The organism is Sphaerimonospora sp. CA-214678 (assembly GCF_050942215.1).
Lineage (GTDB): Bacteria > Actinomycetota > Actinomycetes > Streptosporangiales > Streptosporangiaceae > Sphaerimonospora.
In genome coordinates, this window is the sequence record NZ_CP192056.1 from 2,286,561 (window position 1) to 2,298,391 (window position 11,831).

The following is an 11,831-nucleotide window of genomic DNA, read 5'->3' on the forward strand; positions in this document are numbered from 1 at the left end:
TTTCACCTTCCGTGATCTTGCAGAAACTCGCAGAGATCCCCGTCTGCCTGCGGTTTCAGCTTTCGTGATCTTGCACTCGACACTGCAAGATCACGGAAGGTGAAACCGCAGGTCAGTGGTGGTGCGTGCGAGTTTCTGCAAGATCACGAGGGGTGGAGGGCCAGGTCAGCCGGTATTTATGCGAGTATTCGCAAGATCACGAGGAGAGGGAGGTGAGCTGGGCGTCGAGGCGGTAGCCGTCCACGGTGACGTAGACCGAGTCGCCCGGCTGCGCGTTGAGCCGCATCAGAACGGGCTGGAGGGAGTCGAAGACCGGCTGCCGGTCACGCCAGACGAGCACGACCGCGTTGTCCCCGGGGCCGGTGACCGACAGCAGCGTGCCGGGACGCATGCCGAGCTGGGCCGCGTACCCCTCGGGGACGGCCACCGGCTCGCCCCGCAGGTGCCCGCTGGTGACGTCGATCCGCTGCCAGCGCCGGGGGTCGGAGGCGGGGCTGGACGCCGGGCGGGGATTGGGCACGAGATGCGGCCGCGGCTGCTGGCGCTGCGCGCCGCCGGTGAGCGCGTTGAGCGCGGCCAGCGCGGTCGCCGCGTCGGGCCCGTTGTTCGCCTGTGACGGTATCGGCACACCGCCCCGGTGGTGATGGTGGCCGTTCGCGCCCGGCGTCCGCCTGGGCAGCGGTGTGGGCTTGTCCGGCTCGGCGGCGGGCGCCTCGGGCCGCGGCATCGACTCCAGCCAGGCGCGCGCCGAATGCGCCCGGATGCCGAGCCGGCCGAGCAGTTCGATGACGTCGGCGTCGGCCGGCTTGCCGGCCAGCAACTGGTGCGTCTTCTCCCGGAGCCCGACCAGGTCGCCGACGACGAGCCAGCCGTCCTGGAGACGGCGGTCGGGCATCAGCGTGACGAGCACCCGCCACAGCGGCACGCCGAGAGCCGGCACCTCGACCGGATGGGAGGGGTCGGCGGAGATGAGCTGATCCTGGGTGGCCGCCGCGCCGAGCCACTCGGTCAGCCCGAACAGGTGACCGGTGAGCGGCGCGGAGTCCGGGGAGCGCAGCCAGTGGAGCACGCGCTCCTCGGCGGCACGCTGCGCGTGGGACAGGGCGTCGCGGTCGACGTTCAGGTTGTGGGCGAGCGCGCGCAGGCCGACCGGTTCGGCGGCGAACAGCCGCTGGGCCGCGACGGCCCTGGTCAGCGGGTCCCAGCCGCGGAACAACCCGTCCACGAGCACGACCATCGGGTGCTCGCCCGGCGGCGGGGGAGGCTCGGCCGCGGTGGCGGCCGGGGCCGCCACCTGTGTCGGCACGGCGGGCATCGGCCCGGTCTGCCGTACGGTCGGAACCGGCCCGGCCTGCCGCGCGGCGGGCATCGGCCCCGTGTGCCGTACCTCCGGGATCGGCCCGGTGTGCCGCGTCGTCCGGGCCGGTCCCGTCTGCGGCGGCGGCGCCTGCTGCGTCGGAGCCGGTGCCGGAGCCAACTGCGGCGGTGCCGGCGGCGCCGGTGGCGTCTGTACCGGTGCCTGCTGCGCCGGGGCCGGTACGGCCGCCGCCCGGGCGGCGGGCTCCGCCGGGAGGGTCAGATGGCCGAAGACCTCACGGAAGACGGTGGCGAGAATGACCTCGGGGGTGGCGGGAGCTGCGGGGGCCTGGAGGTCGCAGGGCGTGAGGCGGCGCAGCCGATACCAGCCGCCCAGACCGTTGATGAGAGAGCGGACAGGTTCCGGCCAGCCGGGCATGGCGGGGTCGATGGCGTGCACCTGCAGTGCGGGAAGCAGGTCGGTGAGCGGGAGATGGTCCCAGCGGCCCACCGCCAGCCGCGCGAGCCGCTCGCAGAGCCAGTCGACTCCGGTCGCGTCCATGGCCTGTCTGAGCGTGACGGAGGCCCACCAGCCCCCGGGCAGACGCGGGTCGGCCAGCATTTCGGCCACCTGCTGCGGACGGCTCCAGCGCAGGGCGGGGACCATGTCGCTCAGGCAGATCCTTGACTCGGCGTCCATCGGATTGACCGCACCCTCCCGCGAGTGACGCTTGTTGCTAATGGTGCAGCTTACGCCGCCGACGTGCAATTGGTGTCAATAGGATAAAGTTCTCGGCGACCTGTCGGCCACCGGCCGGCCGCCGACCTGTCCGACGGCCGCCGATCCCGCGGCGCAGCCCTTTCCGAGGGCGTCTTCGAGAGCCAGTCCGGACAGCAGACCGGCGAGCAGGCCGGCCGCGAAAGCGTCTCCCGCCCCGGTGGAGTCGATCACCTCGTCGAGGGCGGCCGGAGCCCGCGCGACCACCCGCCCGTCCCGGGCGAGCAGCGCCCCCTCGGCGCCCAGCTTCACGACCGCGAGGCCGTACGCCGCGCTGAGGGTCTCGGCGGCCGCCTCGGCGTGCCGCTTCCCGGCGAGCAGCAGCGCCTCCTCCTGGTTGGGGATCACGAGCCCGGCGGGGGAGGTCTCCCGGAGGAACCGCCCGGGGCCGAAATCGCGCAGGAACCCGGCCGAGGCGGGGTCGACGCTGATGGTCGCGCCGCGCTCGCCGGCCTCCCGCATCGCCAGCCGGGCCAGCTCCAGTCCCGGCTCGGCGAACAGCGTGTATCCCGACACGTGCAGGTGTCCCACGTCGTCGAGCAGCGAGGACGTCCAGTCGGCCACGCCGATGCGGCCGCCGGCGCCGCGGTTGGTGAGCATGGATCGCTCACCGGTGTCGTCGACCATCGAGATCACGACCGCGGTCGGCCGCTCGGGGTCGATCCGCACGTGCGGCCGTACGCCGGTCCGTGCCAGCTCGGCGGTGTGCCACTCGCCGGTGTCGCGGCCGGCCCGGCCCAGGAAGCGGGTGTCCACGCCGAGATGGGCGGCCCAGGCCGCGGTGTTCGCCCCCGAGCCGCCCGGGCGCAGCGTGATGTCGGCGGGTGTGTCGGTGCCGGTGGCGATCGGCTGGGAGTGCAGCGCCACGATGTCGGTGACGACGTCGCCGATCACCAGCAGGCCGGCCATCAGGCCGCGCCGTCCATCAGATCCCCCCGGTCCAGGATGTCGCGATCTCGGCGGCGAGGCGGGTGTTTCCCCGTACGGCGGCCAGGTTGGCCTCCAGTGAGGCGCCGCCGGTGCCCTCGACGAGGTACTCCAGCAGGAACGGCGTGATCGCCTGGCCGGTGCAGCCCTGTTCGTCGGCCGCGCGCAGGGCCTCGGCCAGCACCCGGTCGTGCAGGGCGGGGTCGAGCTGCAGCTCGATCGGGACGGGGTTGGCCACGATCAGCGCGGTCGTCGGGCCACCGAGGGCGTCCTGGGCCTTCATGATGCCGGCCGCTTCGGCGGGCTTCTCGATGCGCCAGTCGACGGGCTCTCCGGAGCTGTGCAGGTAGAAGCCGGGGAAGTGGTCGGTGCGGTAGCCGACGACGGTCACCTGCCGGGTCTCCAGGCGCTGGAGCGTGGCGGGCACGTCGAGGATCGACTTCACTCCCGCGCAGACGACGGTGATCCTGGTACGGCTCAGCATGTCGAGGTCGGCGGACTCGTCCTGCACGGTCGTCCAGCCCCGGTGCACACCGCCGAGCCCCCCGGTGGCGAACACCCGGATGCCTGCCCTTGCCGCAAGGAACGAGGTCCCCGAGACCGTGGTCGCGCCGCTGAGGCCGAGTGCCACCGCCGGAGCGAGATCGCGGAAGCCGATCTTGCGCAGGTCCGGCTCGGTGGCGATCCGCTCCAGGCCGGTCTTGTCGAGGCCCACACGCGGGACGCCGTCCAGCACCGCCATCGTGGCCGGTACGGCTCCCGCCGTCCGGACGATCTCCTCCAGCTCCAGGGCGACCTGGAGGTTTCTGGGCTGCGGCAGCCCATGGGAGATGATGGTGGACTCCAGTGCCACGACCGGCCTGCCTCCGGCCAGCGCCTCGGCGACCTCGTCGGATACCCGCATGGTTCTCCTGCCTCTACCGTTAACGGGATTTGTCCCGCTTCGGGACATTATGCCGGTCATAGTGCCTTTTGGGGTGCTTGAGGCGCCGTGACACTCGGCCCGGCGGCGCCGGTCGGCGAATCGGCGGGAGGGGGCGCTACGGGAGGGGACGCCGGCCGGGCATCTGATCTCCAGGCCCGGGCGGTTCGTTCAGGAGGGCGTCCAGGAGGGCGGCCGCTTCTCGCGGAAGGCCCGGATGCCCTCCTGGCCCTCGGCCGAGGTGAAGCGGTCCGCCGACAGGTCGGCCATCCGGCGCAGGCCCTCGTCGAACGACATCAGCGGCACCTCGCGCACGAGCCGCTTGGTCGCGGCCAGCGCCTCGGGCCCGCCGCGCAGCAGCATGTCCGTGTAGCGCGCCACCTCGGCGTCGAGGTCGCCGGCCGGCACGGCCCGGGTCAACAGCCCGATCTCCACGGCCCTGCGGGCGTCGAAGACCTCGCCGGTCAGGAAGTACTCCGCCGCCGCCCGCCGGTCGAGCCGCCGCAGGCAGGTCACCGCGATCATCGCGGGGGCCACCCCGAGCCGCACCTCGGTGAACGCGAACGACGCGGAGTCCGGCGCGACGGCGAAGTCGCAGGCCGCCACCAGGCCGAGGCCGCCCGCCCGGGCCGTGCCGTTCAACCGGCACACGACCGGTTTGGGACTCTCCCAGATCAGCCGCAGGACGTCGGGGAACGACGTGGTGACCGGCGCGTCCCCGCTCCGCTGCTCCTTCAGGTCGGCTCCGGCGCAGAAGACCGGCCCGGAGCCGGTCAGCACGATCACCCGGACCGACGGCTCGGCCAGCGCCAGGCGCAGCGCGTCGTCCAGCTCGCCGAGCAGCCGGGACGACAGGGCGTTGCGGTTGCGCGGCGAGTCGAGCGTGATCGTCGTCACGCCGCCGGCACGCTCGTGGCGGACCAATGGCTCCATCGAACCTCCTGTCGATCGGCGGTCAGCCGCAGTGGGACCACCCGCTGCGCCACGTGGCTGAACCGTACCCGCCTCCCCAGATGACGCACTTGCGCGCCGCCGCCAGCCTGAGCGGCCCGGCGTACACGGTGTAGGAGCCGGAGTCGGCGGCGGAGCCGCCGCCCTGCACCTGCAGCACCGCGCTCATCTTGATCCTTTCGGGGATCTCATGCTTCGACAGCGTGATCACGCAGTTCCGGCCCGTGGCAGCGTCGTAGAGCAGGTACGTCGTCGCCGCGCCGCCGTACGAGTGCGAATCGATCACCTTGAAGCCGGCTCCGCAGACCCCCGCCGCGGTGTACGGATTGGGCTCGGACGGTGGCGCGGCCGACGGCTTCGGCGACGGTTTGGGGGAGGGCTGCTGAGATGGCGCGGGCGACGGCGGGTCCGGCCGGCTCGACGGGAGGGGCGAAGGCTTCGCCGACGCCCTCGCCGACGCCCTCGCCGATGGTCTGGCCGAGGGCGCCCGCGACGGCCCTGTCGTGGGGTCGGCCCGCTTCGTCGGGGCGATGACGGCACTCGCGCCCGGGCTGGGCCGTTCTCCGGCCGACGGGGCGGGGGAGGGGAGGCGCGGCCGGTCCGGCACCGGCGAGAGAGCCGTCTCGCCGCCGGGCGTCTCGTCGCGGACGGTGGGCGTGGCCGCCGCCTGACCGCCCTGGCTCTCGTTTCCGCTCAGCGATATCGCGGTCGCGGTTCCCGCCGCCGCCACCGCCATCCCCGCGGCGACGGCCAGGGGCAGCAGCGGTACGCGCGGCCTGCGCGGCCCCTTGGAACGCCCGTCTTCCGTCCGCGGCGCCGTGCTCGCGGGCAGGGGCATGGCCGGCCCGCCGGTGAGCCGGGCGACGATCTCCTCGGCCGGCGGGCGCAGCGCGGGATCCTTCGCCAGGCAGGCCGCGACGAGATCCCTGAGTGGATCGGTCAGCAGGCCGAGGTCGGGCTCGGCGGTCAGGATGCGGGTGATCACCGAGGGGATCGTGTCCGCGCCGAAGGCGGGCCGCCCCGTCGCGGCGAACACCATCGTGACGCCCCAGGCGAAGACGTCGGCCGCGGGTGTGGCCGTTCCCCCGCTGAGCAGTTCCGGCGCCAGGTAGGACGGTGTGCCGATCGTGGTGCCGGTGGCGGTCGCCTGGGGGGAGTCCAGCGCCCTGGCCACCCCGAAGTCGATCACGACGGGGCCCTCCGGGCCCATCAGCACGTTCGCCGGCTTGAAGTCGCGATGGGTGATCCCGGCCCGGTGGATGGCGACGAGGGCGGTGGCCGTGCTGATGGCGAGGCGTTCGAGGGCGGCGCCCCTGCGTGGTCCCGTACGCTCCACCAGCTCGCGCAGCGACGGCCCGGACACGAACTCGCTGACGATGTACGGCCGGTCGCCGGCGAGGTCGGCGTACAGCACCGGCGCCGTGCAGAATCGGGCGACGCGCCGCGCCAGCGCCACCTCCCTCAGGAACCGCTCCCTGGCCTCCGGGTCGGCGACGAATCGCTGGTGCAGCAGCTTGACCGCGACGGGTTCGCCGGTCGGGCCGCGGCCCAGGAAGACGACGCCCTGGCCGCCCTCCCCGATCCGGTCGATCAGCTCGTACGGCCCGAGCCGGATCGGATCACCTGCTGCCAACGCCACCATTGCCCCCGTTTAGCATCAAATAGTGTGACTTGGCGGAACGTTAGCAGTGTTAGATGGCTTTGCCGGGATTCAAGATGTTCAGCGGATCGAATACCTGCTTGATGCCCTGATGGATCTCGGTGATCACCGGTCCCGTCTCCAGGCCGAGCCAGCGCCGCTTGATCACCCCGACCCCGTGCTCACCGGTCAGCGTGCCGCCGAGCGCGAGGGCGGCCCGGAACACCTCGTCGGCGGCGTCCCAGACCTCCGGCGGCGGCTCGGTCAGGCCGCGCTCGAAGATGAACACCGGGTGCGTGTTGCCGTCGCCCGCGTGCGCCACGGTGGCGATCTTGACGCCGTGCCGTGCCGCCACGTCCTCGATCGTGGAGATCAGGTCGGGCAGCGCCGACCTGGGCACGCACACGTCCTCGACCAGACACTGGCCGAGCCGCTCCTTCGCCTGGTAGGCCAGCCGCCGAAGGCCGATGAGCTCGGCGGCCTCCTCCGGGCTCGACGACACGGCGACGAACGACGCCGCCCCGCACAGTTCGGCCATCCGGTCCGGCGAGCCCTCGCACTGGGCGATCAGCATCGCGCGGGTGGCGGGCTCCAGCCCGATGTTCTTCCACTCGTCGATGGCCTCGAGCGTGGTGCGGTCCATCAGCTCCAGCAGGGAGGGGTCGCAGCCCGCCGCGATGATCGCGGCGACGGCCGCGGCGGCGTCGCGCAGCGAGGTGAACTCGGCCGCGACCGTGGCCGGCTCGGCGGGCGCCCGCCGCAGCCGCAGCGTCGCCGCCGTGATCACCCCGAGCGTGCCCTCCGAGCCGACGAACAGGCCGGTCAGGTCATAACCGGTCACGCCCTTCATGGTCCGGCGGCCGGTCTGGATGACCCGCCCGTCCGCCAGCACGACCTCGACCCCCAGCGTGGAGTCGCGGGTCACGCCGTACTTCACGCAGCGCAGCCCGCCTGCGTTGGTCGCGAGATTGCCGCCGATCGTGGAGATCTCGTACGACGAGGGGTCGGGGGCGTACATCAGCCCGTGCTCGCGGGCCGCCCGGTCCAGGTCGGCGGTGATGACGCCGGGCTCGGCCACCGCGATCTCGTCCCGGGGCGACAGCTCGCGTATCCGCGTCATCCTGGCGAGCGAGAGGATCAGGCAGCCGTCGGTCGCGGTGGCCCCGCCGGCCAGGCCGGTGCCCGCGCCACGCGGCACGACCGGCACCAGGTGCTCCGTCGCCCAGCGCATCGTCGTGACCACATCGTCCCGTGACTCGGCGAGAACGACACCGAGTGGTCTGCCCGGCGGCACGAAGGTCCGGTCTCTGGCGTACGACTCGGTGACGTCGGGGTCGGTGAGGACCCGCCCGTCCGGAAGCGCGGCGATAAGGTCATGCACGCCTGGACTTTACGCCATGTTCCCGGCATCGGTGGTAACCGTAACTTTACATAACTTTTTGGTAGATCACGGTTTTACAACCGTTATTGGTTCCCTTTACCTTTTCGCTTAAGGTCCCGCATGCGCGCTCATCCCGGCGCGCCGAGCATGGGCGTCCGGGAACCCCGGACGGGAAGGGATCTCGTTGTCCAAGACACTCCGGCGTATCGCCGTGACGGTGCCCGCGCTGAGCTTGGTGGCCGCTGGTCTGGCCGTCGTCGGCACGGCCACGCAGGCGGCCACCGACACGGTCACCCCCACCGCCGGGTATCAGCCCTCGGCGAAGGACCACTACATCAACTACGCCCCACCCCGCATCCAGAGCGACACGACGCTCATCGACGAACGGGTCCCGGACAAGGGCGCCAGGCGTACGTTGGCCCTGGCGCACTCGATCGACCGCAAGTTCGCCATGGGCAACCCCGTCGCGGCGCGGGTGCTCGCCAAGCACGAGCGGCAGGCCATCAGGACGGGGAAGAACCCGTGGGACTTCATCTACAAGAAGTCGAAGACCACCAAGCAGGCCAAACTCCTCACGCTGCTCGTCGAGTTCAACGACCAGGCCGATGACGACTTCTCCGGCTGGTCGCACCCCAGGACGACCGCCGACGTCAACGACTGCGTCACCGAGCCGCCCGGCACGAAGCTGAACGGGCCGCTGCACAACCGCATCCCCGACCCGGCGCTCGCGGCCGGCGGGGGCAAGGACAACAACTCGATGTGGGTGCAGGACTTCGACACGGCGTTCTACAACGACATGCTCTACAGCTCGAAGGGGATCACCAAGCGGGTCCGCATGGACCTGACCGACCCCCGTGACGGCAAGAAGGGCATCGACATCTCCGGCTACACGATGAAGAACATGTACGAGGAGATGTCGAAGGGGGCCTATACCGTCACCGGCGAGGCGGTCGGCTGGATCAAGGTCCCGCACTCCGAGGCATGGTACGGCGCCGGCAAGTGCGGCACCTATCCGCAGGACATGACCGGCCACCCCGACAACCCGCGCGGCCCCGCCCAGCTCGCCATCGACGCGGTCGACGCCCTCGCGGCCCATGACCCGTCGTTCCCGTGGGCCGACTACGACCGGGAGGACGTCTCCGACGCCGACGGCGACGGCGACTACGACGAGCCCGACGGCGTCATCGATCACCTCGTGCTGATCCACGCCGGTGAGGACAAGTCCGGCGGCGGCGGCGCGGAGGGGACCTTCGCCATCTGGGCGCACTCCAGCGACGTGGCGGGCGGCTACACCGTGCCCGGCACGAACGTGAAGATCTCCAACTACATCGTGCAGCCGGAGAACTCCGGCGTCGGCGTCTTCGCCCACGAGTACGGCCACGACCTCGGCCTGCCGGACCTGTACGACACCAGCGGCAACGGCGACTCGGACGTGGACTTCTGGGACCTCATGTCCAGCGGCTCCCACTCCGGGCCGATCTTCCAGTCCATGCCCACACACATGGGCCTGTGGGACAAGTGGGTGCTCGGCTGGGCCAACCCCAAGATCCTCGACCCGGGTGACCACAAGAAGCTGCTGGCCGTCGGCCAGACCTCGCGTACGCCCAAGGGAACCGAGGACGGTGTGCGGATCAACCTGCCGGACAAGCACGTGGTGCTGTCCACCCCGCACAGCGGCGGCAACCTGTGGTGGTCCGGCAACGACCAGGCCTGGGGCGACTCCAAGCTGACCAGGTCGGTCGAGGTCCCGGCCGGATCGGACGCGAAGTTCGAGTGGTGGAGCGACTGGAGCATCGAGCAGGACTGGGACTTCGGTTTCTTCGAAATCTCCGCCGACGGCGGCGCCACCTGGACCGAGCAGAAGGTCTACTTCGAGGGCGGCGCGCTCGCCAGCACCGGCGACGGCTACACCGACCCCAACAACCGCCTGAAGGACTACGGCAACAAGAAGTACGGCATCACCGGGGAGAGCGGCGGCTGGGTGAAGCTGTACGCCGACCTCGCGCCGTTCGCCGGCCAGACCGTGCAGGTGCGCCTCAGGTACGCGACGGACGCGGCGGCCATGGAGCGCGGCTGGTTCAACGACGACTTCTCGGTCACCGCGGGCGGCACGGCCGTCTGGAGCGACGACGTCGAGAGCGGCGAGAACGGCTGGACCGCCACGAAGGGCACCTTCACCGACACCGCCGGCGCAGGCTGGGTGATCCACGCCGGTGAGCTGAACGCGGCGCAGTACTACCTGGCCGAATGGCGCAACCTCGACGGGTTCGACAAGGGCCTGCAGTACGCCTACGACACGACCTACATGCGCGACGGCGCCTGGAAGGTGGAGAAGGTCAAGTACAACGCGCCCGGCCTGCTCGTCTGGTACCGCGACGCGGCCCGTACGAACAACAACGTGGCGGACGCGGCGTTCGACCTGCCGTCGGTCGGCCCGAAGGGTCAGCTCCTCCTCGTTGACTCGCACTTCGAACCGCTGCGCCGTACCGGCGAGGCGGCGGAGAAGGACGGAAGCGTCCTGAAGAACCTGCCCTCCCGCCCGCAGTCTTCCAACGCGGCGTTCAGCTTCTTCGGTACCTACCCGTTCGAGGAGTGCATCGAGGGTGAGCCGTTCACGGAGTACTGCACCTCGTTCGGCAAGCTCCCGGCGGTGAAGACCTTCACCGACGCCAAGGGCTGGTACCCTGGCCTGGAGATCCGCGACGGCGCGCTGTACTTCCGGCACCGTGACGCCTCGGTCGTGGTTCCGACCAGGAACAACGAGCCGTACACCACCAGGATCGTCCACCCCGACGGTTCCCCCGCCACCGAGCTGTACGGCACGGACATCGGCGGACCCATCCTCGGCACCGGCAACCCCGGCGACGAGGGCAAGCAGCTGGGCGTGAAAATCCAGCTCGTCAGCCCGCTCCCGGCCAATCTGGGCGCGCTCGTCTACGTCACGCCCGCCAAGAAGTGATGGGCGACGGGCAATGACAGGGTAAAGCGACGCCCTAGCATGTGATCATGCGGACGAAGGCGGAGCACACGGCGGCCATCCACGACAAGCGGATGGCCGCCGTCGTCGTGAACACCAGGTCGCGGCGGGGCCGCCGCCGCTACCCCGAGGCGCTGAGCCTGCTCAGGGCCCGGGGTTTCCTGCTCACCGGCGTGCACGCGGTGACCGACCCGGCACGACTGCGCGAGACCATCGACCGCGCCCTCGCCGACGAACCGGATCTGCTGATCGTCGGCGGTGGCGACGGCACACTGAGCAGCTCGATCAGACACATCGCCGGCCGGGACGTCGCGCTCGGCGTGCTGCCGCTCGGCACCACCAACAACTTCGCCCGCAGCCTCGGGCTGCCGCTGGACCTGCCCGGCGCGACGGCCGTGCTGTCCGAGGGGAAGGTCGCCGACATCGACCTCGGCATGTGCGGCGACCGGCCGTTCGCCAACCTGACCAGCTTCGGGGTCTCCGTCGAGGTGGCCGGCACCGTGCGGCCGCTGCTCAAGCGCGTCCTCGGCCGCGCCGCCTATCCGCTGACCGCGATGCGCGTCCTGCCGGGCCACCGGCCGTTCCGGGCGTTCGTCACGGTCGACGGCGTGCGCCACGAGCTGCTCACCCACCAGCTCAACATCGCCAACGGCCGCTATCACGGGGGCTGGCAGATCGCCAAGGACGCCGGAATCGACGACCGCAGGCTCGTCGCCTACCAGCTCGGCTCGGGCAAGCGGCTGCGGCTGCTCGTCGAGACCCTCATCAGGGCCACCACCGGGCGATGGCGCAGCCTCGCCGGCGGTCCCTTCGTCACCGGCGGCGAGATGCTGGTGGAGACCGACCCGCCGATGGCGGCCGACATCGACGGCGAGGTGCGGCTGCGCACCCCACTGGTCGTCAGGACGATCCCCAACGGAGTCCGCGTGATGGTCCCGGCGGACTTCGTCGACACCTGAT

The 11,831-nt window shown here is 71.3% G+C and carries 8 protein-coding genes; 2 read left to right on the plus strand and 6 right to left on the minus strand.

All coding sequences use genetic code 11. The features are described from left to right. Positions 1 to 196: 196 nt before the first annotated feature. From ACQP1K_RS10435 to ACQP1K_RS10460, 6 genes are all read right to left on the minus strand, one after another. The gene (locus ACQP1K_RS10435) at positions 197 to 1,996 is read right to left on the minus strand and encodes a hypothetical protein (protein ID WP_433500676.1); all 1,800 of its coding nucleotides are present in this window, start codon (positions 1,994 to 1,996) and stop codon (positions 197 to 199) included. A gap of 75 nt (positions 1,997 to 2,071) precedes the next feature. Then, positions 2,072 to 2,983 (minus strand): carbohydrate kinase family protein, encoded by a 912-nt coding sequence (locus ACQP1K_RS10440; protein WP_433500677.1) that lies wholly within the window; start codon positions 2,981 to 2,983, stop codon positions 2,072 to 2,074. A 16-nt stretch (positions 2,984 to 2,999) separates the two neighbouring features. Next, positions 3,000 to 3,905, minus strand: coding sequence for a pseudouridine-5'-phosphate glycosidase (locus ACQP1K_RS10445; protein WP_433500678.1), 906 nt, complete (start codon positions 3,903 to 3,905; stop codon positions 3,000 to 3,002). 189 nt (positions 3,906 to 4,094) lie between these two features. Then, entirely contained in the window at positions 4,095 to 4,856 is a 762-nt protein-coding gene (locus ACQP1K_RS10450; protein ID WP_433500679.1) for an enoyl-CoA hydratase family protein, read from the minus strand. Between the two features lie 22 nt (positions 4,857 to 4,878). Further along, positions 4,879 to 6,516, minus strand: coding sequence for a serine/threonine-protein kinase (locus ACQP1K_RS10455; protein ID WP_433500680.1), 1,638 nt, complete (start codon positions 6,514 to 6,516; stop codon positions 4,879 to 4,881). Between the two features lie 49 nt (positions 6,517 to 6,565). Further along, the gene (locus ACQP1K_RS10460; RefSeq protein ID WP_433500681.1) at positions 6,566 to 7,894 is read right to left on the minus strand and encodes an FAD-binding oxidoreductase; all 1,329 of its coding nucleotides are present in this window, start codon (positions 7,892 to 7,894) and stop codon (positions 6,566 to 6,568) included. A gap of 184 nt (positions 7,895 to 8,078) precedes the next feature. On the opposite strand from ACQP1K_RS10460, the gene ACQP1K_RS10465 reads away from it, so the two are divergent. Both ACQP1K_RS10465 and ACQP1K_RS10470 read left to right on the plus strand, forming a co-directional pair. Further along, the gene (locus tag ACQP1K_RS10465; protein WP_433500682.1) at positions 8,079 to 10,853 is read left to right on the plus strand and encodes an immune inhibitor A domain-containing protein; all 2,775 of its coding nucleotides are present in this window, start codon (positions 8,079 to 8,081) and stop codon (positions 10,851 to 10,853) included. Positions 10,854 to 10,900: 47 nt separating this feature from the next. Beyond that, positions 10,901 to 11,830: a diacylglycerol/lipid kinase family protein gene (locus ACQP1K_RS10470; protein WP_433500683.1), complete on the plus strand. Its 930-nt coding sequence runs from the start codon at positions 10,901 to 10,903 to the stop codon at positions 11,828 to 11,830. Position 11,831 lies beyond the last annotated feature (1 nt).